This window comes from Burkholderia sp. PU8-34 (genome assembly GCF_053427725.1).
This window is the reverse complement of record NZ_JBSAXC010000003.1, coordinates 198239-220370: the sequence shown is the minus strand read 5'-3', so window position 1 is coordinate 220370 and position 22132 is coordinate 198239. Positions and strand designations below refer to the sequence as shown.

Annotated in this window: 19 protein-coding genes, 7 tRNA genes and 1 pseudogene; 8 read left to right on the top strand and 19 right to left on the bottom strand. The window is 67.1% G+C overall.

Annotated features, from left to right (window positions below; all coding sequences use genetic code 11):
• Window positions 1-93 precede the first annotated feature (93 nt).
• Together radA and alr are read right to left on the bottom strand one after the other, a co-directional pair.
• Window positions 94-1470 (bottom strand): DNA repair protein RadA, encoded by a 1377-nt coding sequence (radA, locus tag ACV22Z_RS09320; protein ID WP_448076016.1) that lies wholly within the window; start codon window positions 1468-1470, stop codon window positions 94-96.
• Window positions 1471-1481: 11 nt separating this feature from the next.
• The gene (alr, locus tag ACV22Z_RS09315) at window positions 1482-2552 is read right to left on the bottom strand and encodes an alanine racemase (RefSeq protein WP_448076015.1); all 1071 of its coding nucleotides are present in this window, start codon (window positions 2550-2552) and stop codon (window positions 1482-1484) included.
• A gap of 218 nt (window positions 2553-2770) precedes the next feature.
• On the opposite strand from alr, the gene lplT reads away from it, so the two are divergent.
• Window positions 2771-4078: a lysophospholipid transporter LplT gene (lplT, locus tag ACV22Z_RS09310; RefSeq protein ID WP_448076014.1), complete on the top strand. Its 1308-nt coding sequence runs from the start codon at window positions 2771-2773 to the stop codon at window positions 4076-4078.
• Between the two features lie 58 nt (window positions 4079-4136).
• On the top strand, window positions 4137-4946 hold the full coding sequence (gene thiD / locus ACV22Z_RS09305; protein ID WP_448076013.1) for a bifunctional hydroxymethylpyrimidine kinase/phosphomethylpyrimidine kinase: 810 nt from the start codon (window positions 4137-4139) through the stop codon (window positions 4944-4946).
• Between the two features lie 19 nt (window positions 4947-4965).
• On the opposite strand, the gene ACV22Z_RS09300 is transcribed toward thiD, so the two are convergent.
• From ACV22Z_RS09300 to tsaB, 4 genes are read right to left on the bottom strand one after another with little or no spacing between them, the layout of a single operon-like run.
• Window positions 4966-5928, bottom strand: coding sequence for a DUF1853 family protein (locus ACV22Z_RS09300; protein ID WP_448076012.1), 963 nt, complete (start codon window positions 5926-5928; stop codon window positions 4966-4968).
• Window positions 5925-7145 (bottom strand): uracil-DNA glycosylase family protein, encoded by a 1221-nt coding sequence (locus ACV22Z_RS09295; protein WP_448076011.1) that lies wholly within the window; start codon window positions 7143-7145, stop codon window positions 5925-5927. Before ACV22Z_RS09295 ends, ACV22Z_RS09300 begins: the two co-directional genes overlap by 4 nt.
• Complete coding sequence (gene rimI, locus ACV22Z_RS09290) at window positions 7132-7629, bottom strand: ribosomal protein S18-alanine N-acetyltransferase (RefSeq protein WP_448076010.1); 498 nt, start codon at window positions 7627-7629, stop codon at window positions 7132-7134. Before rimI ends, ACV22Z_RS09295 begins: the two co-directional genes overlap by 14 nt.
• The gene (gene tsaB, locus ACV22Z_RS09285) at window positions 7626-8393 is read right to left on the bottom strand and encodes a tRNA (adenosine(37)-N6)-threonylcarbamoyltransferase complex dimerization subunit type 1 TsaB (RefSeq protein ID WP_448076009.1); all 768 of its coding nucleotides are present in this window, start codon (window positions 8391-8393) and stop codon (window positions 7626-7628) included. Before tsaB ends, rimI begins: the two co-directional genes overlap by 4 nt.
• A 148-nt stretch (window positions 8394-8541) precedes the next feature.
• Here tsaB and ACV22Z_RS09280 point away from each other — a divergent pair, with 148 nt between their 5' ends.
• The 3 genes from ACV22Z_RS09280 to aceA all read left to right on the top strand — a co-directional run bounded on the left by ACV22Z_RS09280 (window position 8542) and on the right by aceA (window position 12401).
• The gene (locus ACV22Z_RS09280; RefSeq protein ID WP_448076008.1) at window positions 8542-8811 is read left to right on the top strand and encodes an acyl-CoA-binding protein; all 270 of its coding nucleotides are present in this window, start codon (window positions 8542-8544) and stop codon (window positions 8809-8811) included.
• A 347-nt stretch (window positions 8812-9158) separates the two neighbouring features.
• Window positions 9159-10703: a DEAD/DEAH box helicase gene (locus ACV22Z_RS09275; protein ID WP_448076007.1), complete on the top strand. Its 1545-nt coding sequence runs from the start codon at window positions 9159-9161 to the stop codon at window positions 10701-10703.
• Window positions 10704-11093: 390 nt separating this feature from the next.
• Entirely contained in the window at window positions 11094-12401 is a 1308-nt protein-coding gene (gene aceA, locus ACV22Z_RS09270) for an isocitrate lyase (RefSeq protein ID WP_448076006.1), read from the top strand.
• Window positions 12402-12635: 234 nt separating this feature from the next.
• Here aceA and ACV22Z_RS09265 read toward each other — a convergent pair whose 3' ends face one another.
• Window positions 12636-13070: a universal stress protein gene (locus ACV22Z_RS09265; RefSeq protein ID WP_124598642.1), complete on the bottom strand. Its 435-nt coding sequence runs from the start codon at window positions 13068-13070 to the stop codon at window positions 12636-12638.
• 249 nt (window positions 13071-13319) lie between these two features.
• Window positions 13320-14222: a LysR family transcriptional regulator gene (locus ACV22Z_RS09260; RefSeq protein WP_448076005.1), complete on the bottom strand. Its 903-nt coding sequence runs from the start codon at window positions 14220-14222 to the stop codon at window positions 13320-13322.
• A gap of 157 nt (window positions 14223-14379) precedes the next feature.
• Here ACV22Z_RS09260 and ACV22Z_RS09255 point away from each other — a divergent pair, with 157 nt between their 5' ends.
• Both ACV22Z_RS09255 and aceB read left to right on the top strand, forming a co-directional pair.
• Window positions 14380-15138 carry a haloacid dehalogenase type II gene (locus ACV22Z_RS09255; RefSeq protein ID WP_448076004.1) on the top strand — a complete coding sequence of 253 codons (759 nt, stop codon included), beginning with the start codon at window positions 14380-14382 and terminating at the stop codon, window positions 15136-15138.
• 80 nt (window positions 15139-15218) lie between these two features.
• Window positions 15219-16811 (top strand): malate synthase A, encoded by a 1593-nt coding sequence (gene aceB / locus ACV22Z_RS09250; RefSeq protein ID WP_448076003.1) that lies wholly within the window; start codon window positions 15219-15221, stop codon window positions 16809-16811.
• Window positions 16812-16999: 188 nt separating this feature from the next.
• Here the strand turns inward: aceB and ACV22Z_RS09245 are convergent, their stop codons facing one another.
• Both ACV22Z_RS09245 and ACV22Z_RS09240 read right to left on the bottom strand, forming a co-directional pair.
• A complete protein-coding gene (locus ACV22Z_RS09245; RefSeq protein ID WP_448076381.1) occupies window positions 17000-17419 on the bottom strand; it encodes a gamma-glutamylcyclotransferase family protein in 420 nt (139 codons plus the stop codon).
• Window positions 17419-17658, bottom strand: a pseudogene (locus ACV22Z_RS09240) (RraA family protein); the annotation flags it as partial. The pseudogene ACV22Z_RS09240 and the gene ACV22Z_RS09245, both read right to left, overlap by 1 nt.
• A 107-nt stretch (window positions 17659-17765) precedes the next feature.
• Here ACV22Z_RS09240 and ACV22Z_RS09235 point away from each other — a divergent pair.
• Window positions 17766-18632, top strand: coding sequence for an AraC family transcriptional regulator (locus tag ACV22Z_RS09235; RefSeq protein WP_448076002.1), 867 nt, complete (start codon window positions 17766-17768; stop codon window positions 18630-18632).
• Window positions 18633-18647: 15 nt separating this feature from the next.
• On the opposite strand, the gene ACV22Z_RS09230 is transcribed toward ACV22Z_RS09235, so the two are convergent.
• The 9 genes from ACV22Z_RS09230 to gltX all read right to left on the bottom strand — a co-directional run bounded on the left by ACV22Z_RS09230 (window position 18648) and on the right by gltX (window position 21972).
• Entirely contained in the window at window positions 18648-19112 is a 465-nt protein-coding gene (locus tag ACV22Z_RS09230; protein ID WP_124598657.1) for a GNAT family N-acetyltransferase, read from the bottom strand.
• A 302-nt stretch (window positions 19113-19414) separates the two neighbouring features.
• A tRNA-Asp gene (locus ACV22Z_RS09225) sits at window positions 19415-19491 on the bottom strand.
• A gap of 73 nt (window positions 19492-19564) precedes the next feature.
• Window positions 19565-19640 (bottom strand) — tRNA-Glu (locus tag ACV22Z_RS09220).
• A 63-nt stretch (window positions 19641-19703) separates the two neighbouring features.
• Window positions 19704-19780: transfer RNA gene (locus tag ACV22Z_RS09215), tRNA-Asp, on the bottom strand.
• Window positions 19781-19861: 81 nt separating this feature from the next.
• Window positions 19862-19937: transfer RNA gene (locus tag ACV22Z_RS09210), tRNA-Glu, on the bottom strand.
• Window positions 19938-20000: 63 nt separating this feature from the next.
• Window positions 20001-20077: transfer RNA gene (locus ACV22Z_RS09205), tRNA-Asp, on the bottom strand.
• Between the two features lie 81 nt (window positions 20078-20158).
• Window positions 20159-20234: transfer RNA gene (locus ACV22Z_RS09200), tRNA-Glu, on the bottom strand.
• 135 nt (window positions 20235-20369) lie between these two features.
• Window positions 20370-20445: transfer RNA gene (locus tag ACV22Z_RS09195), tRNA-Ala, on the bottom strand.
• Between the two features lie 117 nt (window positions 20446-20562).
• Window positions 20563-21972, bottom strand: coding sequence for a glutamate--tRNA ligase (gene gltX, locus ACV22Z_RS09190; RefSeq protein WP_448076001.1), 1410 nt, complete (start codon window positions 21970-21972; stop codon window positions 20563-20565).
• Between the last annotated feature and the right edge of the window lie 160 nt (window positions 21973-22132).

Genomic DNA, 22132 nt, shown 5'->3' with positions numbered 1-22132 from the left:
TGTCCGGCAGGTTACATATCCCTACATATTCTTTACAGTGAATTACGCGACAGATCGCCGGGGCATGGCCGCCGGCGTCTGTCGGCAAGGCACTCACTCAAGCCCGCGTACGCGGTCGATCGCCTGCTCGAGCCGCTCGACCGCCATCACCTCGAGCCCGTCGACCGGCTGTTTCGGCGCGTTCGCCTTCGGGATCAGCGCAGTCGTGAAACCAAGCTTTGCGGCCTCGCGCAGACGCTCCTGCCCGCGCGGGGACGGCCGGATCTCGCCGGCGAGCCCCACTTCGCCGAATACGATCAACCCCTTCGGCAGCGGCTTGTTGCGCATCGACGAATGGATCGCGAGCAGCACCGCGAGATCGGCGGCGGGCTCGGCGATCTTCACGCCGCCCACTGCGTTGAGGAACACGTCCTGGTCGAAGCACGCGATGCCCGCATGGCGGTGCAGCACCGCCAGCAGCATCGCGAGCCGGTTCTGCTCGAGGCCGACCGCGAGGCGGCGCGGGTTCGGCACGTGCGCGGTGTCGACGAGCGCCTGGATCTCGACGAGCAGCGGCCGCGTGCCCTCCTGCGTGACGAGCACGCACGAGCCCGGCACGACCTGCTCGTGCTGCGACAGGAACAGCGCGGACGGATTCGCGACGCCGCGCAGCCCGCGCTCGGTCATCGCGAACACGCCGAGTTCGTTGACGGCGCCGAAGCGGTTCTTGAACGCGCGCACGAGGCGGAACGACGAGTGCGTGTCGCCCTCGAAATACAGCACCGTATCGACGATGTGCTCGAGCACGCGCGGGCCGGCGAGGTTGCCCTCCTTCGTCACGTGCCCGACCATGATGATCGCGGTGCCCGACTGCTTCGCGATGCGCGTGAGCTGCGCCGCGCACTCGCGCACCTGCGCGACGGAACCGGGCGCCGACGTCAGCGCCTCCGAATAGACGGTCTGGATCGAGTCGATGACCGCGACGTCCGGCCGTTCCGCGTCGATCGCGGCCTGGATTTTCTCGAGCTGGATCTCGGCCAGCAGCTTCAGCTCGGCCGCGGGCGCACCGCCGTCGAGGAGCGCGAGCCGTTGCGCGCGCAACGCGATCTGCGCGGCCGATTCCTCGCCGCTGATATAGAGCGCGCGCCGCTCGCTCGCGATGTCCGCGAGCGACTGCAGCAGCAGCGTCGACTTGCCGATGCCCGGATCGCCGCCGATCAGCACGACGCCGCCCGCGACCAGCCCGCCGCCGAGCACCCGGTCGAACTCGCCGATGCCGGTCGAGAAGCGCGGCACGTCGGCCGCTTCGATGTCGACGAGGCGCTGCACCGGCGCGCGCTTCGCGAGCGACTGGAAGCGGTGCGCGGCCGGCGATTCGGCCACCGATTCGACGAGCGTGTTCCAGGCCTGGCACGACGGGCACTGCCCCTGCCACTTCGGCGTCTGGCCGCCGCACTCGCTGCAGACGTAGATCGTTTTCTGTTTGGCCACGCGGTGCGCCCTTATTCCGCGCGCACCGGCACGCGGGCGGCCACCGCGCACATCAGTTCATAGCCGATCGTCCCGCAGTGACGCGCGACGTCGTCGATCGGCAGGTCGTTGCCCCACAGCTCGACGCGCGAGCCGACGCCCGCCTGCGGGCATGGGGTCAGGTCGACCGTGATCATGTCCATCGACACGCGGCCGACGATCCGCGTGCGGATGCCGTCGACGATCACCGGCGTACCCTCGGGCGCAACGCGCGGATAGCCGTCCGCGTAGCCGCACGCGACGACGCCGATGCGCATCTGCGCCTGCGCGGAGAACGTCGAGCCGTAACCGATCGTCTGCCCCTTCGCGATCGTCTGCACCGCGATCAGCTCGGACGCGAGCGTCATCGCCGGCTTGACGCCCGTGTCGGCGATGTCGGCAAAGCGTCCGGACGGCGATGCGCCGTACAGGATGATCCCCGGGCGCACCCAGTCGAAATGCGTGCCGGGGTACCAGAGCACCGCCGCCGAGTTCGCGACGCTGCGCGCGCCGGCGATGTTTTCCGCGCCGCGCTCGAACGCGGCCATCTGCTCGGCGACGCCGCGCTCGCTGTCCGCGTCCGAAAAATGGGTCATCAACGTGATCTGGCCGATGCCGGGACAGGCGCGCGCACGCTCCCACGCGGCGCGGTACTTCTCGGGCAGGTAGCCGAGCCGGTTCATCCCGCTGTTCATCTTCAGTTGCACGTTGATCGGCTTCGACAGCCGCGCCGTCTCCAGCATCCGCATCTGCTCGTCGTTATGGACGGTCGTGGTCAGGCTGTAGCGGTCGATCACGTCGATGTCGGTCGAACGGAAGAACCCTTCGAGCAGCAGGATCGGGCCGGCCCAGCCGAGTTCGCGCAGCTTGACGGCCTCGTCGAGGTCGAGCAGCCCGAACCCGTCGGTGCCGCGCAGCCCGGGAAACGCGCGCGCGAGGCCGTGGCCGTATGCGTTGGCCTTGACGATCGCCCAGACCTTGGACTGACCGGCATAACGGCGGACGACGGAGAGATTGTTCGCGAGGGCGGCGGTATGGATGGTGGCGGAGATCGGGCGCGGCATGGGAAATTTACGTAAAGACGCTTGCGAATCATCAGCTTACCGCGCCTTTTGGGCGCCGAAGCCGACAACTTGCGGAACGATCGGGGAATCTTGCTAGTCCGAATCGCTGTATTTTCGTGTTATAAAGCCGTGCGCACAACCCATTTCGAACGGAATAAGCCGATCGCATACCAGGCGGCCTTCACGGCCGAGCCGCAGCGACGAAAGCATCGCATCAGATGAAAAAAGGTTTTTACACCATCATGGCCGCGCAGTTTTTCTCGTCGCTGGCCGACAATGCGCTACTCATCGCCGCCATCGCCCTGCTGAAAGACCTTAACGCGCCGAACTGGATGACACCGCTGCTCAAGCTGTTCTTCGTGTTGTCCTATGTGGTGCTCGCAGCGTTCGTCGGCGCCTTCGCGGATTCGCGCCCGAAGGGGCGCGTGATGTTCATCACCAACTCGATCAAGGTCGTCGGCTGCCTGATCATGCTGTTCGGCGCCCATCCGCTGATCGCGTACGGCATCGTCGGCTTCGGCGCGGCGGCGTACTCGCCCGCCAAGTACGGGATACTCACCGAGCTGCTGCCGGCCGACCGGCTCGTTGCAGCGAACGGCTGGATCGAAGGCACGACCGTCAGCTCGATCATCCTCGGCACCGTGCTCGGCGGCGCGCTGATCAGTCCGCACATCGCATCGCACGTGATCGCACACACTCCCCGCTGGATCAACACGCCGGCCGAAGCCGCGATGGCGATCATCATGGCGATCTACATCATTGCCGCCCTGTTCAACCTGCGCATTCCCGATACCGGCGCGCGCTACCCGCGGCAGCAGCACGGCCCGGTCAAGCTCGTCACCGACTTCGCGGATTGCTTCATGGCGCTCTGGCACGACAAGCTCGGCCAGATCTCGCTCGCGGTCACGACGCTGTTCTGGGGCGCAGGCGCCACACTGCAGTTCATCGTGCTGAAGTGGGCCGAGGTGTCGCTCGGCATGTCGCTATCAGAAGGCGCGCTGCTGCAGGCTGTCGTCGCGGTCGGCGTCGCGGCCGGCGCGATTGCCGCGGCCGGCCGGATCCCGCTGAAGAAGTCGCTCACCGTACTGCCCGTCGGCATCGTGATGGGCATCGCGGTGATGCTGATGGCGTTCTATACGCGCGACCTGTTCCCGTCGAGCTGGGTCATCCATCTCGGCCACGTCCGCATGCCGGTCTACCTGCTGATCGCGTACCTGTTCCTGATGTGCGTCGGCGCGCTGTCCGGCTACTTTGTCGTGCCGATGAACGCACTGCTGCAGCACCGCGGCCACGTGCTGCTGTCGGCGGGCCACTCGATCGCGGTGCAGAACTTCAACGAGAACCTGTCGGTGCTCGTGATGCTGTGCCTGTACGCGGTGCTGGTGTGGCTCGACGTGCCGGTCGGCGTCGTGATCGTGCTGTTCGGCACCTTCGTCTGCCTGACGATGTGGCTCGTGATGCGCCGCCACCAGGCGAACCAGCGCCAGTTCGATTCGGTCGCACTGATCGGCGAGGCGAAACACTGACGCCGCGCTTCCCGCTTCCGCCTGTCCGCGCCGGTTCTCGAACCGGCGCTTTGCCATCATGACTCAACCGATCCCCAACGTCCTGACGATCGCCGGCTCCGATTCGGGCGGCGGCGCAGGCATCCAGGCCGACCTGAAGACGTTCTCCGCACTCGGCGCATACGGCGCGAGCGTGATCACCGCGCTGACCGCGCAGAACACGCGCGGCGTGACCGGCGTGCACGCACCCGATCCGGCATTCGTGACCGCGCAGCTCGACGCGGTGTTCGGCGACATCCGGATCGACGCGGTGAAGATCGGCATGCTCGCGAACGCGCCGATCGTACGCGCAGTCGCCGACGCGCTACGCCGCTACACCCCCCGCTACGTCGTGCTCGACACGGTGATGATCTCGAAAAGCGCGCACGCGCTGCTCGCACCGGACGCGGTCGACGAACTGCGCGGCGAGCTGCTGCCGCTTGCCACGGTCGTCACGCCGAACCTGCCCGAGGCGGCCGCGCTGCTGGGCGACACGGAGGCGGCCACCGAAGACGAAATGGTGCGCCAGGGCCGTGCGCTGCTGACGACGGGAGCACGCGCCGTGCTGATGAAGGGCGGCCATCTGCCGGACAGCCTGTCGAGCCCCGACTGGCTCGTCGACGCGACGCGCACCGTGCGGCTCGACGGCCCGCGCGTGCCGGTTGCCAATACGCACGGCACGGGCTGCACGCTGTCGTCGGCGATCGCGGCGCTGCTGCCGCGGCATCCCGACCTCGAAACCGCCGTGCGCGAAGCGAAGGCGTACCTGACCGGCGCGATCGCCGCAAGCGGCCGGCTCGACGTCGGCCACGGCGTCGGCCCCGTGCACCACTTCCATCGCTGGTGGTAAGCGCCGGCCAGCGCCCGCGTCAGTCGGCCAGTGCCGCGAATGCCTGCGCCCGCTCGGGCCAGTCGTCCGGCACGACGAACCCGCGCGCGGTCTCGTGCCATGTGCCGTCGCCGCCCCGCGCATAGACCCCGATCAAGGCCGGCGCCTGGCGCGCCGTCAGCACCGCCGGCAGCGCGTGCTCGGCCACGAACGGCTCGGGCGCCGCGTCGCCCGGTGCGATGCGCCGCGGCGCGAGCCATGCAAGCCGCGGCAGCACGGCCCACGCGGCATCCGCCGGCTGCGCGGCCGCCCACCCCGACCATTGCGCGTGCGTCAGCCAGAAGCCGCGCGGGTGGACCGGCGCAATGTCGTCGGCGACGCGCGGCAACGGCGCGTCGTGCGGATAGAACAGCCACCCCTTGATGAACATCTGTGCATCGGCCAGCGCGCCGTAGCCGAGCCGCGCGAATCCGTCGCGCCCGCTCAGGCGCAGCTGGTGGCTGATCAGCCGGCCGCGCTTGCGATCGAAGCGGTCGACGAGATTCGGGCCGACGAAATCGGCGAGCCCGGCCGCGTCACGCACCGGTGCGCACAGGTAGCACTTCACCGCCAGTTCCCAATGCAGGCGCTGACCGCCGGGCGTATCGACGAGGAAGTCCACCTCGCCGAGCGTCTTGCCGTTGATGCGCAGCGCGAGGTTGGCCGCGACGAGCCGCAGCGACGGCCCGTGCGTGAGGAAGTATTCGAGCAGGCATTCCGCATAGCGGCCGAGCCGGACCGGGCGCAGCCCTTCGAGCGCGCGGTGCAGCGGCTCGGGCGCCGCATCGAGCGCGGCCAGCCACGCCTCTGCGGCCGCCTGTTCCGTCGCGTCGGACCACGGCTGCGCGAGCGGCGCGCCGGGCGCCGCCGTCAGCAGGCTCGGGCTCGACAGCAGCCACGCCAGATCGCGGACTGCAGCGTCGCGCAGCGTTTCGACGAACGACAACGCTGCGCGGGCCGTCATTGCGCGGACCGCTCGTCTGCGCTGCCGATGGCCGCCCCACGGATGGCCGCCCCACGGATGGCCGCCCCACGGAACGTATCGCGCGCGAGGCACAGATCGGCCCACGCCTTCGACTTGTCCTGCAGGCTGCGCAGCAGATACGCCGGGTGGTAGGTGACGATCACCGGCACGCCTTCGTATGCATGCACGCGGCCGCGCAGCGACGCGATGCTCGCGTCGGTCTTCAGCAGCGTCTGCGCGGCGAAGCGGCCGAGCGCGACGATCAGCTTCGGCTTCACGAGCGCGACCTGGCGCTGCAGATACGGCTCGCAACGCGCGACTTCATCCGGCTCCGGATTGCGGTTGCCGGGCGGCCGGCACTTGATCACGTTCGCGATGTACACGTTGTCGCCGCGCTTGAGCGACAGCGACTGCAGCATGTTGTCGAGCAGCTTGCCGGCCTGGCCGACGAACGGCTCGCCCTGCCTGTCCTCGTTTTCGCCGGGCGCTTCGCCGATCAGCATCCAGTCGGCCTCGCGGTCGCCGACGCCGAACACCGTGTTGGTCCGCTTCTCGCAGAGCCGGCACAGCGTGCAGTCCGCCACGCGTGCCGCAAGCGCGTCCCAGTCGAGTTCGGCCACCGGCGTTTCGGCGGAACGCAGCTCGGTGACCGGCACGGGATCGGCAGGCGGCGCGGCATCGAACCACGCGAAATCGTCCTCGCCGAGCGGAGGGGCGTCGTCGGGCGGCGCGAACGCGTCCGCGCGCATGGCGGGTTCGTGATTCGAGATCGCCGCGCGGCCGTTGCCGACAGCGTTTGCTTCTGCGCGCGCGTCGGAAGTCTGCGCGGTGGCAGGCGATCGCGTGCCACGCGCCTGCGCCGCCCCTGCGTCGCCTGCCCCAGCCGGGACATGCGTCGATTGCGGCGCCGCGTCGGCGGTCGATTTCACGTCCGGCTCGCGCATCTTCGCCGTTGCGCTTGCCCGCACGTCCGGTTCATGCGCGTTCGCCGTATCGTCAGCCGGCCAAGCAGTAGCCTGCGCCGCAGGAACGGCCTCGCGTGCCGCAGCCGCCTTGTCCGCAGTCCGCGCACGCGTATCGGTATCGGCCTGCGCGTCCGAGGTCTCCGCCAGCGCATCCTGCCCGGCCGCCGCCGGCGCATCGCCCGCAGGCAGCCCGCGCCGCACCCAGCGATGCGCGAGCCCCATTTCCTCGAGTGCCGCTTCAGCCCACGCCATGCGCGCCTCCGTCCTTGTTCAGCGTCAGACGCATCACGATCGCGTCCTCCCGGCTGCGATGCCGCGCCGGATAGTAGTTCTTGCGCCGCCCGATCGTCACGAAGCCGAAGCGCTCGTACAGATGGATCGCCCGCGGGTTCGACGGCCGCACCTCGAGCAGCACGCCGTCGAGCCGTTCCGCCTGCGAGATGCGCACGGCCTCGCGCAGCAGCGCGAGGCCCGCGCCCGTGCACTGCGCGGCAGGCGCGACGCACAGGTTCAGCAGATGCATCTCGTCGATCACGGGCATCAGCACGCAATAGCCGACGAGCGCGCCCGTCACGTGACGCAGGCACACGCCGAAATAGCCGTTGCGCAGCGAATCCTCGAAATTGCCGCGGCTCCACGGGAATTCATAGGCGGCGTGCTCGATCGCCACGACTTCGTCGAGATCGGCGTCCGTCATCGGTGACAGATACCGGTCGCTCAGCAGTACACCCGTCATTCCGGCGCTCCGCCCGGTCGTGCGGCCCGCGCCGCCATCCGCTCGGCGGTCGTCTGCGCGACCTTGTCGCGCACGTACTCGGGTGCGGCCTGCTCGGCCGGCACCGTGCGCCCGGCCCGATACGCGCGCAATGCCGCGTGCGCGACCGCCAGCGCATGCGGCATTGCGTCGCCGTCGACCGCCGCGGCCCGCGCGACGGCCGGCAGCTGCGCACCGAACGCGGCAGCCGCGTTGCCCGCGAGCGTGAACGGCGCGTCGGGCACGCCGACCGCGCCCGGCGCGTCGAGCGCGGCCGGATGCAGCGTGCGCCAGTCGCCGGCGCCGTCGTCCCACACGAAATCGGCCCAGTAGACCTCGTCCATCCGCGCGTCGAGCGCGGCGAGCACGCGCGCGGTGCCCGGCGCGCGCAGCCGCGCATGCTCGGCGCATGCGAGCAGCGTGCCGATCGGCACGACCGGCAGATTGCGCCCGAACGCGAGGCCTTGCGCGATGCCGGTCGCGGTGCGCAGGCCCGTAAACGAGCCGGGGCCCGCGCCGAAGGCGATGGCATTGCAATCGGCGAGCGTCAGCCCGGATTCGGCGAAGAGTTCCTGGACGGCCGGCAGCACGCGCGTGCTCGACACGGCGCCCGTCAGTTCGTGGCGGACCCAGCTTTGCAGGGAGGAAGCCGCGGATTCGGCCGTAGCCGAGCGCAGCAGCGCGACCGAGCAGTATTCGGTCGACGTATCGATGGCGAGGAGCACTGTTTGCGTCATGGCCGACATTGTAATGCGGCGCCCCGCTCCCACGGGCGATCCCGGCTCATTGCGACGTGCCGCGAACGCCCGCGGCGGTTTGGAAGGATCGCTCGACCCCGCGCGCCGGTCCGCTTGTTAAGATCGCCCGACTCGAAACCCTTACCGGAGACACCCGATGAGCGAACTCACCGTCCAATTCGACCAGGCCCAGGTCGACGTCAAGCAACTGACCGAGCGTCCGGGCAACCTGACCCTGCTGCGCCTCTATGCGCTCTTCAAGCAAGCCACCGACGGCGACGTGCACGGCGACAAGCCGGGCTTCACCGACATCGTCGGCAAGTACAAGTACGACGCGTGGGAAGCGCTGAAGGGCACGTCGCAGGATGCGGCGAAGCAGCAATACATCGCGCTCGTCGACTCGCTGAAGAACGGCACCGCAGCCTGATCGCCCGCCACCGCATCAAGGACAGTGGCGCAGCGCAGCAAAAGTCTCTATAATGCTGGCTGCGTCATATCCGCGCCCGGCCAACTGGCCGATCCGGCCAGACGCCTCGTAGCGTTAAGCTCCAATCCGGTTTAGAACCTGTCCCCTTCCTGCTTCGGCTCTTGCAGCCGTCAATTATCAGGCTGGCGGCAACGCTGTCATCGCACGCCGCACCCAAAACAGCTTCTAGCCTCATCCGCCTCACGACTGGCGGATTGCACCCGTTTTCCGATTTGCTCGTTGAATCCGACAACTTGGGCATGCGCGATTGGCGCCGACGTTTCACCCACTGTGATTCAAGGATTGTTATGACTTCGAGCATTTCCAACAGCCCCCTCAACGCGACCGCCGACAAGGCACTCGGTCTCGACGACGCCGCGCAGGCTGCAGCCGCGCCGGCTGCCGACGAGCCGACCTTCGCGTCGCTCGGGCTGTCGCCGGAGATCGTCTCCGCGCTGCAGGCCGCCGGCTACGAAAAGCCGACGCCGGTCCAGCAGCGTGCGATTCCGGCCGGCATCGCCGGCCGCGATCTGCTGGTGTCGAGCCCGACCGGTTCGGGCAAGACGGCCGCGTTCATGCTGCCCGCGATCGAGCGCTTCGCTCAGTTGCAGAAGGCGCAGGCGCAACAGCCGCGCGCGCCGCGCGAACCGAACAACGGGGACCGCCGTGTCCGCCGTCCGCAGCCGGTCGCACGCCCGGGCCTCCTCGTGCTGACGCCGACCCGCGAACTCGCGATGCAGGTCACGACGGCCGCATCGACCTACGGCAAGCACCTGAAGCGCCTGCGCACGGTCAGCATCCTCGGCGGCGTCGCCTATGGCCAGCAGCTGATGCTGCTCGCGAAGAACCCGGAAATCCTCGTCGCGACGCCGGGCCGCCTGCTCGATCACCTCGAGCGTGGCCGCATCGACCTGTCCGAGCTGAAGATGCTCGTGCTCGACGAAGCCGACCGCATGCTCGACATGGGCTTCATCGACGACATCGAGACGATCGTCGACGCAACGCCTGAATCGCGCCAGACGATGCTGTTCTCGGCAACGCTCGACGGCAAGATCGGTTCGCTGACGAGCCGCCTGCTGAAGGATCCGGAGCGCATCGAGATCCAGCAGCGCCTCGAATCGCGCGCGAACATCGCGCAAACGGTGCACTACGTCGACGACCGCGATCACAAGGACCGCCTGCTCGATCACCTGCTGCGCGACGACGCGCTCGACCAGGCGATCATCTTCACGGCGACCAAGATCGACGCCGACCAGCTCGCCGGCCGCCTTGCCGACGCAGGCTTCGAGTCGGCCGCGCTGCACGGCGACCTGCCGCAAGGCGCGCGCAACCGCACGATCCGCGCGCTGCGCGAGCGCCGCGTGCGCGTGCTCGTCGCGACCGACGTCGCGGCGCGCGGCATCGACATCCCGGGCATCACGCACGTGTTCAACTACGACCTGCCGAAGTTCGCGGAAGACTACGTGCACCGGATCGGCCGTACCGGCCGCGCGGGCCGCTCGGGCACCGCGGTGAGCCTCGTGCATCACGCCGAGCAAGGCGCGCTGAAGCGTATCGAGCGCTTCGTGCGTTCGCCGCTGCCGGTCAACGTCATCGAAGGCTTCGAGCCCCGCAAGGCGCCGCCGCGCAACGATCGCGGCAACGGCGGCCGCGGCCGTCCGGGCGGCGGTAACGGCGGCCGGCGTTTCGGCGGCAAGCCGGGCAGCGGTCACGGCAACGGCAACGGCGGTGGCCGCAGCTACGGCGGCGGCAACGGCGGCTGGAGCGGCAAGCCGGGCGGCAGCCGCGACGGCGGCAACCGCCGCAGCGACGGCCAGCGCGGCGGCCCGCGACGCGGCAATTCGGCGTCGTAATGGCGCGCGGGCGGCTTCATCGGCCGTCCGTCAACCGCCCCGCAATACGCAACCGGCGCATCCGCGCCGGTTTTTTTTCGCCCTCGCCACCATTTCACGATGCGAAAAATTTTTTTGCGTCGTAAAAAATCATGTTGCGTGGCACAACCCGGGCCATTGCAGGATGGAAAAATGCATTTCTTATCGCGAAATCAACATCACAAACACTTGATTAATAACGATTAAAAATTTCAAAACTTCCTGAGACAGCCTCTGTTTCGCGATCCTCGATTTGCCTAGACTCTTATACAAGACTTCACGAAACGAAACGCACCACGCCCGGCTTCGTGAACAGCATCACCACCGTTCGATTCACCCCGATTCAGGCAACACCCGTTCAAGGAGCACATCATGTCGCGTCAGCAACAGGCACAGGAACTGCAACAGCAATGGGAAACCGATCCGCGCTGGAAGGGCATCAAGCGCAGCTACTCGGCTGACGACGTGGTCCGCCTGCGCGGCTCGATCCAGGTCGAGCACACGCTTGCGAAGCGCGGCGCGGAAAAGCTGTGGAGCCTCATCAGCAACGAGCCGTTCGTCAACGCCCTCGGCGCGCTGACCGGCAACCAGGCGATGCAGCAGGTGAAGGCCGGCCTCAAGGCGATCTACCTGTCGGGCTGGCAGGTCGCGGGCGACGCGAACCTTGCGGGCGAAATGTACCCGGACCAGTCGCTGTACCCGGCGAACTCGGTGCCGCAGGTCGTGAAGCGCATCAACAACACGCTGACGCGCGCCGACCAGATCCAGTGGTCGGAAGGCAAGAACCCGGGCGACGAAGGCTACGTCGACTTCTTCGCGCCGATCGTCGCTGACGCGGAAGCCGGCTTCGGCGGCGTGCTGAACGCGTTCGAGCTGATGAAGGCGATGATCGAAGCCGGCGCATCGGGCGTCCACTTCGAAGACCAGCTCGCTTCGGTGAAGAAGTGCGGCCACATGGGCGGCAAGGTGCTCGTGCCGACGCGCGAAGCCGTTGCGAAGCTGTCGGCAGCGCGTCTCGCGGCCGACGTGATGGGCACGCCGACCGTGCTGGTCGCCCGTACCGACGCGGAAGCAGCGGACCTGATCACGTCCGACATCGACGACAACGACAAGCCGTTCCTGACGGGCGAGCGCACGGTCGAAGGCTTCTTCCGCACGAAGCCGGGCCTCGAGCAGGCGATTTCGCGCGGTCTCGCGTATGCGCCGTACGCCGACCTGATCTGGTGCGAAACGGGCAAGCCGGATCTCGAGTACGCGAAGAAGTTCGCGGAAGCGATCCACAAGCAGTTCCCGGGCAAGATGCTGTCGTACAACTGCTCGCCGTCGTTCAACTGGAAAAAGAACCTCGACGACGCGACGATCGCGAAGTTCCAGAAGGAACTCGGTGCGATGGGCTACAAGTTCCAGTTCATCACGCTGGCCGGCTTCCATGCGCTGAACTACTCGATGTTCAACCTCGCGCACGGCTATGCCCGCACGCAGATGAGCGCGTTCGTCGAACTGCAGCAGGCCGAGTTCGCGGCAGCGGACAAGGGCTTCACCGCGGTCAAGCACCAGCGTGAAGTCGGCACCGGCTACTTCGACGCGGTGACGCAGACGGTCGAACGCGAAGCGTCGACGACCGCGCTGCACGGCTCGACCGAAGACGAGCAGTTCTTCGACGGCAAGAAGGTCGCTTAAGACGCCTTGCGGGCGTCACGCCGATGCCCGCCGGTCATGCGACGGCGCGGCATCGGCACCCGAATCACGAACAAGGATCAGGGAGGAGACGGCAGGCGCGCGACATGTGTCGCGCGACCGGCCGCGCAGCCTGCGGGCTGCACACGACAACCCGCGCCGGCCCTGCCCGGCGCGCCTTCTTTTCGGCTTCGGCCGACGGACCGGTCGCCCGCGCCTCGCGAGCGTGCGCCGGGCCTACCGATAGACGATCACCGGAATTTTCGTATGAGTCAGTACGCGCTGCGTCTCGCTGCCGATCAGCAGGCTGCCGAGCCCGCGGCGCCCATGCGACGCCATGAAGATCACGTCGCAGCCGCCGCGTTCGGCCGCCTCGATGATGCCGAGGTACGGCGACGGATGCACGCTCGTCCAGGTGTCGCAGTCGACGCCCGCCTGCCGCGCGGCGGATTCGACCTCGTCGAGGTGCGTGCGCGCCTCGCGCTCGCTGCGCGCCCGGAAATCGGCGGGCGGCTCGATGATCACTTCCGAGAACGGCGAGTACGGATACTGCGGCAGGCACGCATAGGCCGTCACGCGCGCGCCGACCGCGCGAGCGAGATCGATCGCGCCGTCGATTGCCTTCTTCGACAGGTCGGAGCCGTCGGTCGGCACGAGGATGTGCTTGAACATCGCGCCCTCCATCGTCATTCGCACCCGGCGCGACGCGCCGCCGCACGCCGCGGCCGTCGCGGGTCCGGTGTGCCTGTCTCGATTGTAGTGTGCGAATCGGTGCGCCCCGCTCCGGCAGCGGGTTCGCCCTCATATCGGAAACACCCGTGCGACGATGCCCCGCCCGGCCCGTGCGCCACGGAGCACCGTGCATCGCCCGGGCCCGCCACGCTCCCGCGCGCGGCAGACCGCGTCGCGCGCGACCGGTGCCTAGCCCCAGTAGCCAGGCCGCTCGTACGTATGCTTCAGGTAGTCGAGGAACATCCGCACGCGCAGCGGCAGATGCCGGCGCTGCGGAAACACCGCGTGGATGCCGATCGGCGGCGCCGCGAACGCGTCGAGCACGCTGACGAGCCGGCCGGCGGCAATGTCCTCGCCGACCTCCCACCACGAGCGCCACGCAAGGCCGTGGCCGGCCAGGCACCATTCGTGCAGCACCGCGCCGTCCGAGCATTCCATCATGCCGCTCACGCGGATCGACGCGACCTTGCCGTCCTCCTGGAATGCCCAGCCGCGCTGCTGGTTCGCGTTGGCCGCGAGCGCGAGGCAGTTGTGCCGCGCGAGTTCCGCGAGCGTGGCCGGCGTGCCGCGCCGCGCAAGATACGCCGGCGACGCGACGCACACGCGGCGGTTCTCGCCGAGCTTCAGCGACACGAGCGACGAATCGGGCAATTCGCCGAGCCGCACCGCGCAGTCGAAGCCCTCGTTGACGAGATCGACCATCCGGTCGGAGAGGTCGAGCGTGACCGACACGTCCGGATGGGCGCAACTGAATTCGGGCACGAGCGGCGCGACGTGCCGCCGGCCGAAACCCGCCGGTGCGGAGATGCGCAGGTGGCCGCTCGCCTTGACCCCGCCGGCGGACACGCTCGCCTCCGCGTTCTGCATGTCGTTGATGATGCGCTGGCAATCTTCGAGAAACGCCGACCCTTCGAAAGTCAGCGTGAGCTTGCGCGTCGTGCGCACGAGCAGCTTCACGCCGAGCCGCTCCTCGAGCGCATCGAGGCGGCGGCCGATGATCGCCGGCGCGACCCCTTCCGCGTGCGCGGCCGCCGACAGGCTGCCTTTCGCCGCGACCGCGGCGAATGTTTCGATCTGTTTGAAGCGGTCCATGAATCGTCGGGACGGTGGAAGCCGTCCGTCATATTGACTGAAGCGGCTCCAGATTAGGTATATGAAAGTAAAAGATCAAGTGATGTTTAGCGCCTTTTTTTGCACTGACGATCACGAATAAAATCGTTTCCGACCTCTGATACTGGAGCGCAAGGCTATGTCGGCCACAACGACACTCTCTCCCAACGCCATCCTTTTCGACGCATTCGGCACGTTGTTCGACGTGCACGCGGTCGTGGCCGCGGCAGAGCAGATGTTCCCCGGTCACGGGGAACGGCTGTCGCAGCTGTGGCGACGCAAGCAAATCGAATACTCGCAGCTGCGCACGCTCGCCGATCCGGCCGGCGCCCGCTATCGCCCGTTCTGGGACATCACGCTCGACGCGCTGCGGTTCGCCGCGCGCTCGCTCGGCCTCGCACTCAACAGCGCCGCCGAGAAACGCCTGATGGACGAATATGCGTGCCTGTCCACCTATCCCGACACGGTGCCCGCGCTGCGCAAGCTGCGCGCGCTCGATCCGCGTCCGCCACTCGCGATCCTGTCGAACGGCAACCCGCAGATGCTCGACATCGCGGTCAAGAGCGCCGGCATGACCGGCCTGTTCGATCGCGTGCTGTCGGTCGACGCGGTGCGCGCGTACAAGCCGTCCCCCGCCGCCTATGCACTCGGCACCGCCGCGTTCGGGTCGAACCCGCGCGACATCGTGTTCGTGTCGTCGAACGGCTGGGACGTGACGGGTGCCACCTGGTTCGGCTACACGACGTTCTGGCTCAACCGCACGGGCGCCCCTGCCGAGGAGCTCGGCACGCCGCCTGACGGCGCCGGCACCGGCATGGCCGACCTGCTCGCTTTCCTCGCCACCCCGGCTCCGTCCGGCAGAAGCGCAAGCCGCGCGCGCCCCGGCCCGGGCGCGTGACACACGAATGGCCAGCACCGCTGCCGGCCCCTTCCCCCCTTCATCGAAACCGCAACTGACCGACCAAGGAGATGAGACTCATGACCACCACGCTCACGCTGCCGCAAGGCATGGCGATTACCGGCGAAATCCAGCCGGGTTACGACGCGATCCTGACGCCCGACGCGCTCGCGCTCGTCGCGGCGCTGCACCGCACGTTCGAGCCGCGCCGCCAAACCCTGCTGCAGGCACGTGCCGAGCGCACGAAGCGCCTCGACGCCGGCGAGCGCCCCGACTTCCTGGCTGAAACGAAGGCCGTCCGCGAAGGCGACTGGAAGGTCGCGCCGCTGCCCGCCGACCTGCAGTGCCGCCGCGTCGAGATCACCGGCCCGGTCGAGCGCAAGATGATCATCAACGCGCTGAACTCGGGTGCCGATTCGTACATGACGGACTTCGAGGATTCGAACGCGCCGAGCTGGACCAACCAGATCGACGGCCAGATCAACCTGAAGGACGCCGTGCGCCGCACGATCTCGCTCGAACAAAACGGCAAGTCGTACAAGCTCAACGACAAGGTCGCGACGCTGATCGTGCGTCCGCGCGGCTGGCACCTCGACGAGAAGCACGTGACCGTCGACGGCCAGCGCGTGTCGGGCGGCATCTTCGACTTCGCGCTCTACCTGTTCCACAACGCGACGGAACTGATCGCGCGCGGCTCGGGCCCGTACTTCTACCTGCCGAAGATGGAAAGCCATCTCGAGGCGCGCCTGTGGAACGACATCTTCGTCGCCGCGCAGGAAGCGATCGGCATCCCGCGCGGCACGATCCGCGCGACCGTGCTGATCGAGACGATCCTCGCCGCGTTCGAGATGGACGAGATCCTGTACGAACTGCGCGAGCACAGCTCGGGCCTGAACGCCGGCCGCTGGGACTACATCTTCTCGGCGATCAAGAAGTTCAAGAACGACCGCGACTTCTGCCTCGCGGATCGTTCCAAAATCACGATGACGGTGCCGTTCATGCGCGCATACGCGCTGCTGCTGCTGAAGACCTGCCACAAGCGCAACGCGCCGGCGATCGGCGGGATGAGCGCGCTGATCCCGATCAAGAACGATCCGGAAGCGAACGACAAGGCGATGGGCGGCGTGCGCTCGGACAAGCAGCGCGACGCGACCGACGGCTACGACGGCGGCTGGGTCGCGCACCCGGGCCTCGTGCCGATCGCGATGGAAGAGTTCGTCAAGGTGCTCGGCGACAAGCCGAACCAGATCGCGAAGCAGCGCGACGACGTGCAGGTCGAAGGCAAGAACCTGCTCGACTTCCAGCCGGAAGCGCCGATCACCGAAGCGGGCCTGCGCAACAACATCAACGTCGGCATCCACTACCTCGGCGCGTGGCTCGCGGGTAACGGCTGCGTGCCGATTCACAACCTGATGGAAGACGCGGCGACGGCCGAGATCTCCCGCTCGCAGGTGTGGCAGTGGATCCGCTCGCCGAAGGGCGTGCTCGACGACGGCCGCAAGGTGACGGCGGAACTCGTGCGCGGCTACGCGAAGACCGAGCTCGAGAACGTGAAGCAGTCGGTCGGCGGCGATACGCAGCCGTACGAGCGCGCTGCAGCGATCTTCGAGCAGATGTCGACGTCCGAAGGTTTCACGGAATTCCTCACGCTGCCGCTCTACGAGGAAATCTGACACGCCCGGCCGGGTTCAGCCGACCATGCGCGGCTGGCCTGACCCGGCCGCGCTGCCCCGCCCGGCCTGACGAGGCCGCGCGCGCGTGGCGATGCGAAGCGCGGCAGGCTGCACCTCACGGCCCGATGCGTTGAAAAAAAGGCGCCCTCCGAACCGCAGGGCGCCTTTATTGCATGCGGCGTCGGCCGTCACGCACTCAAGCGTTTGCGGTCCTGCCGATGCTGGACCCAGTCGCCCGACCCGATGCGCGGCTTGTCCGACACTGCGTGGGCCGCCACCGGGTAATACACGCACGTGTACTGCCGGCCGCCGAGTTCGACCGTCGCCGTCTCGGGCTTGAACAGGCTGTCGACGCCCGGATAGACGCGCTCGATCTCGTCGAGCACGGGCATGAGCTGCTCGTCGACTTCATAGACATCGCCCCAGACGAGCGACTTGCCGTCTCCCGCGGCCACCATCCCCGGATACGTGCCGAAGTCGTACAGTTCGCCCGGCAACGCAGCGGCGCCGACGAGCGTCGGCACCGCGATGCCGTGCCGCGCAGCCGCGCTGCCGATATCGTTGGCCTCTCCGGCTCTCAACGTGCCATAGACGAATACGTAGCGCATCATGCTTCTCCTTCTTTGATTCGTGTGTTGCCGTGCCAGGCCAGCGGCGTCGCGCTGACGAGCACGCCGTCTTCGTCGGCGCAGTTCCATTCTCCGGGTGCGATCCGCGCGCCGACGTTGCACGCGCGCAGTTCCGCCGCGTCGCGCACGCATCCATAGACCACGATACCGGCCCGATGGTTCTTCCCGGCCAGCGCGCCGAGGTTGCCGCCGACGACCGCGCAGCGCACGCTGGCCCCATACAACGTTCATTCAACGGAGGCATTATCGACCCAAAAAACCACCGCGTGCCCGCGCGTGGCCCCTTCTACAATAGCGGCATCGCCGCCGCGCCACCCGATCCCCCATGAATCCGTCCGCCCAAGCAGACGCGTCAGCCCATTACGACGTCATCGACATTCCGCCGGAATTTGCGCCGACACCGGGCCATCCGATGCGCGTGCGCGCGCGTCCGCTCGCCGCCAGCGTGCGCATCCCGCGCCACACGCATGCATGGGCGCAGCTCGCGTACGCGTCGCGCGGCGTGCTGCGCGTGACGACGAGCGGCACGACCTGGATGGTGCCGCCGTCGCGCGCGATCTGGGTGCCGCCGCACGTGACGCACGAGGTCGTGATCGTCGAGGACGCCTATCTGCGCACGCTGTACATCGACGAGTCGATCGTGCCGGACGGGCTCGATGCGTGCCGCGTCGTCGAAGTGACGGGGTTGCTGCGCGAGCTGATCGTCGCACTCGATGCGCTCGACCTGAGCGCGACGCGCGAACGCATGCTGTGCGCGCTGGTGCTTGACGAACTCGGTCACGCCGAGCCGCTGCCGCTCGCGGTGCCGATGCCGGTCGAGAAACGTTTGCGCATGTTGTGCGAAGCGGTGATCGCGCAGCCTGCGCACGCCGAGTCGCTCGAACACTGGGCGAGCGAAGTCGGCGCGAGCACGCGCACGATTTCACGGCTGTTCAAGCAGGAACTCGGCGTGAGCTTCTCGCAATGGCGACAGCAGGCGCTGCTCGCGCGCGCGATTCCGCTGCTCAACCAGGGGCGCCCGCTGTCGCATATTGCGCGCGAACTCGGCTACCAGAGCCAGAGCGCGTTCTCCGCGATGTTCCGGCGCGCATTCGGCCAGAGCCCGCGCGCATTCATGCTGCGCGGTCACGAACACCGCGGCGCGGAAGGCCTGACAGGGGAAGAAGCGTCGCCGGACGGCGCACCGCTCTGACACCGGCCCCGCGCGTCAGACCGGCCGCACCATGTGCCGGATCGAGCCGAGCTGCGCGAGCCGCGATCCGGCGACGCGATAGCCCATGCGCAGGTACAGCCGTGCGGCGGGATTGTCGACGAACACGCGCAACTGCAGCTCGTTCAGCCCGCGCGCCTTCGCCCAGCGGTGCGACATCTCGAGCAGATAGGTGCCGGCGCCGTGCCCGCGATGGCCGGCCGCGATCTGCACGTCGCGGATGTGGAGCGAGTCGCCCTCTTCCGTCACGCGCAGCACGCCGATTCGCTCGCCGTCGGCCTCGAGAATGAAATTCTCCGATTCGCGCCAGCTCGCGTAGAACAGGTCGCTGCGCCATACGAGCCCGTGGCGCTTGTAATAGCCGCCCATGTTGCCGTGCGTCAGCGCTTCGGCAAACGGAAAATCGCCGGGCTCCGCGGGGCGGAGCTGATACAGGATTCGCAGGTCGGTGGGATCGAGCATCGCACGATGATCAAGGACGCATTCCGCCACGATAGCGCAGTCCGGCCCGGATGCAATCGCGATTTTCGCGCATCGACGGCGCGCCAGGACAAGAACCCGCTCGGGACTGCCCTGAACGGGTTTCGTTTTCGAGGAGGAGGAAGCGGACGCGCATTGTCCGCCAATGCGCGTGCACGCGCATCCCTTCGAGTCCCGCCGGAAGCCGCGCAGGCGGCTTCCTCCGCTCCGCAGTCACGCCCGCCAACGGGCGCAACCGGAAACGCAAATGAGAAAGCCCGCACAAGGCGGGCTTTCTCATTTTCTGGCGGAGCGGACGGGACTCGAACCCGCGACCCCCGGCGTGACAGGCCGGTATTCTAACCGACTGAACTACCGCTCCAGTCTTGCTGCTTGCCTGGCAGGCGTCGGTTGCTTCCTGCCGGCGCATCGTTTGTTCGAACGACGCCGAAATCTGGCGTCCCCTAGGGGATTCGAACCCCTGTACTCACCGTGAAAGGGTGATGTCCTAGGCCTCTAGACGAAGGGGACAACATACTGCTTACATCTTTAAATCAAAAGCCCGCTCAATGACGTCTTGAACGGGCTTCGTTCTGGCGGAGCGGACGGGACTCGAACCCGCGACCCCCGGCGTGACAGGCCGGTATTCTAACCGACTGAACTACCGCTCCAGCTTTCTTCACCCTAACCTGCAGGACGTCGGTTACGTTCCTGCAAGCTTTGCGACACTTCTACCGAAACGCCGCTGAATCTGGCGTCCCCTAGGGGATTCGAACCCCTGTACTCACCGTGAAAGGGTGATGTCCTAGGCCTCTAGACGAAGGGGACAACGTACTGCTTACACCTTTAACGAAAAAGCCCGCTCAACAACCCCTTGAGCGGGCTTCGTTCTGGCGGAGCGGACGGGACTCGAACCCGCGACCCCCGGCGTGACAGGCCGGTATTCTAACCGACTGAACTACCGCTCCAGCTTTCTTCACCCTAACCTGCAGGACGTCGGTTACGTTCCTGCAAGCTTTGCGACACTTCTACCGAAACGCCGCTGAATCTGGCGTCCCCTAGGGGATTCGAACCCCTGTACTCACCGTGAAAGGGTGATGTCCTAGGCCTCTAGACGAAGGGGACAAAATCTTTTCAGATCTGTCTGGCTTTCGCTATTAATTTTTCGTCAACAGCGAAGACCGAAATTCTAACTGCTTTAAATCGTTTTGTGAAGCATTTTTTACTATCCTGCTTCGCGACGCGATTTATTTGTTCTGTTGGTGGAGGTAAGCGGGATCGAACCGCTGACCTCTTGCATGCCATGCAAGCGCTCTCCCAGCTGAGCTATACCCCCTTGCAGAACAGAAATGAGATTATATGGACCGTCTTTGAACTTGTAAATACTTTTTTTGCGATTCGAGCAAAATTTCTTGCGAAGCCGTCCGCCGACGGCTTCGCAAATGCGCGAACCTCAGGCCAGCGCAGCCTCGATGCGCGACACGACGACATCGCGACCGAACAGCATCAGCACCGCATCGATCGACGGCGTGTGCGTCGTGCCCGCGACCAGCAGGCGCACCGGCATCGCCAGTTGCGGCATCTTCAGCTTGTGCGTGGCGAGCGTCGCCTTCAGTACGGCCGAAATCGCCTCCTTGGTCCAATCGGCCGTCCTCAGCGCAGCCGCCAGTTCGGCCAGCGCCGGACGCACCGCATCGGTCACATGCTGCGCGAGCGCGTCCGCTTCCGGCGCCGGCACGCGATAGAACATCGCCGCGCCATCGGCGAGTTCCTTCAGCGTCGACGCGCGATCCTTCATCAGGCCAATCACCGTGTCGAGGTCCGCACCGCCCGCGAGCGCCGCGTCGTCGATGCCGAGCGCCGCGAAGAACGGCTTCGACAGGCCGGCAAGGCGCGCGTTGTCCGCTTCCTTGATGTAGTGGTTGTTCAGCCAGTTCAGCTTGTTGTGGTCGTACTGCGCCGGCGACTTGCCGAGGTGCTCCAGGTCGAACCACTCGACGAACTGCTCGCGCGAGAAGAGCTCCGCGTCGCCATGCGACCAGCCGAGGCGCGCGAGGTAGTTCACGACCGCTTCCGGCAGGTAGCCCGCGTCGCGGTACGCCATGACGCTCATCGCGCCGTGGCGCTTGCTCATTTTCTCGCCCTGCTCGTTGAGCACGGTCGGCAGGTGCGCGTACACGGGCACCTCGCCGCCGAGCGCACGCAGGATGTTGATCTGGCGCGGCGTGTTGTTCACGTGGTCGTCGCCGCGGATCACGTGCGTGATCCCCATGTCGAGATCGTCGACCACGACACAGAAGTTGTACATCGGCGTGCCGTCCGGACGCGCGATCACGAGATCGTCGAGCTCCTCGTTCGAGATCTCCACACGGCCTTTCACCGCGTCGTCCCACGCGACGGTGCCCGTCAGCGGGTTGCGGAAGCGCAGCACCGGCTTCACGCCGGCCGGCGGCTCGGGCAGCACCTTGCCCGGCTCGGGACGCCACGTGCCGTCATAGCGCGGCTTCAGGCCTGCCTCGCGCTGGCGCTCGCGCAGCGCGTCCAGTTCCTCGGTCGACATGTAGCACGGGTAGGCGAGGCCCTCTTCGAGCATCTTCGCGAGCACCTCGCGATAACGGTCCATCCGCTGCATCTGGTAGAACGGACCTTCGTCGAAATCCAGGTCGAGCCACTTCATCCCCTCGAGGATCGCGTCGACCGCTTCCGGCGACGAACGCTCGACGTCGGTATCCTCGATGCGCAGCACGAACGTGCCCTTCATCTTGCGGGCGAACGCCCACGGATAGAGCGCAGAGCGGATGTTGCCGAGGTGGATGAAGCCGGTGGGACTCGGTGCGAAGCGGGTACGGACTGGACGGGTCATAAACGGTAACTCGAACGCCTGAGGCGCATGAATGATTCGACGCGGGGTCGGCGGCGGCTGCCCGGAGGCTCCAACGGGCCGGCGACACCCGGAACGGAATGAAGCCGGAATTATACTCGCGCCGCTCATCGCGCCAAGCGCGCCGCTTGCTTTATGATGT

Excerpts from the sequence above, each read along its gene's own strand:
- alr (WP_448076015.1), bottom strand. The coding sequence starts at position 2,552 with ATGCCGCGCCCGATCTCCGCCACCATCCATACCGCCGCCCTCGCGAAC.
- lplT (WP_448076014.1), top strand. The coding sequence starts at position 2,771 with ATGAAAAAAGGTTTTTACACCATCATGGCCGCGCAGTTTTTCTCGTCG.
- thiD (WP_448076013.1), top strand. The coding sequence starts at position 4,137 with ATGACTCAACCGATCCCCAACGTCCTGACGATCGCCGGCTCCGATTCG.
- ACV22Z_RS09300 (WP_448076012.1), bottom strand. The coding sequence starts at position 5,928 with ATGACGGCCCGCGCAGCGTTGTCGTTCGTCGAAACGCTGCGCGACGCT.
- ACV22Z_RS09295 (WP_448076011.1), bottom strand. The coding sequence starts at position 7,145 with ATGGCGTGGGCTGAAGCGGCACTCGAGGAAATGGGGCTCGCGCATCGC.
- rimI (WP_448076010.1), bottom strand. The coding sequence starts at position 7,629 with ATGACGGGTGTACTGCTGAGCGACCGGTATCTGTCACCGATGACGGAC.
- tsaB (WP_448076009.1), bottom strand. The coding sequence starts at position 8,393 with ATGTCGGCCATGACGCAAACAGTGCTCCTCGCCATCGATACGTCGACC.
- ACV22Z_RS09280 (WP_448076008.1), top strand. The coding sequence starts at position 8,542 with ATGAGCGAACTCACCGTCCAATTCGACCAGGCCCAGGTCGACGTCAAG.
- ACV22Z_RS09275 (WP_448076007.1), top strand. The coding sequence starts at position 9,159 with ATGACTTCGAGCATTTCCAACAGCCCCCTCAACGCGACCGCCGACAAG.
- aceA (WP_448076006.1), top strand. The coding sequence starts at position 11,094 with ATGTCGCGTCAGCAACAGGCACAGGAACTGCAACAGCAATGGGAAACC.
- ACV22Z_RS09265 (WP_124598642.1), bottom strand. The coding sequence starts at position 13,070 with ATGTTCAAGCACATCCTCGTGCCGACCGACGGCTCCGACCTGTCGAAG.
- ACV22Z_RS09260 (WP_448076005.1), bottom strand. The coding sequence starts at position 14,222 with ATGGACCGCTTCAAACAGATCGAAACATTCGCCGCGGTCGCGGCGAAA.
- ACV22Z_RS09255 (WP_448076004.1), top strand. The coding sequence starts at position 14,380 with ATGTCGGCCACAACGACACTCTCTCCCAACGCCATCCTTTTCGACGCA.
- aceB (WP_448076003.1), top strand. The coding sequence starts at position 15,219 with ATGACCACCACGCTCACGCTGCCGCAAGGCATGGCGATTACCGGCGAA.
- ACV22Z_RS09245 (WP_448076381.1), bottom strand. The coding sequence starts at position 17,419 with ATGCGCTACGTATTCGTCTATGGCACGTTGAGAGCCGGAGAGGCCAAC.
- ACV22Z_RS09235 (WP_448076002.1), top strand. The coding sequence starts at position 17,766 with ATGAATCCGTCCGCCCAAGCAGACGCGTCAGCCCATTACGACGTCATC.
- ACV22Z_RS09230 (WP_124598657.1), bottom strand. The coding sequence starts at position 19,112 with ATGCTCGATCCCACCGACCTGCGAATCCTGTATCAGCTCCGCCCCGCG.
- gltX (WP_448076001.1), bottom strand. The coding sequence starts at position 21,972 with ATGACCCGTCCAGTCCGTACCCGCTTCGCACCGAGTCCCACCGGCTTC.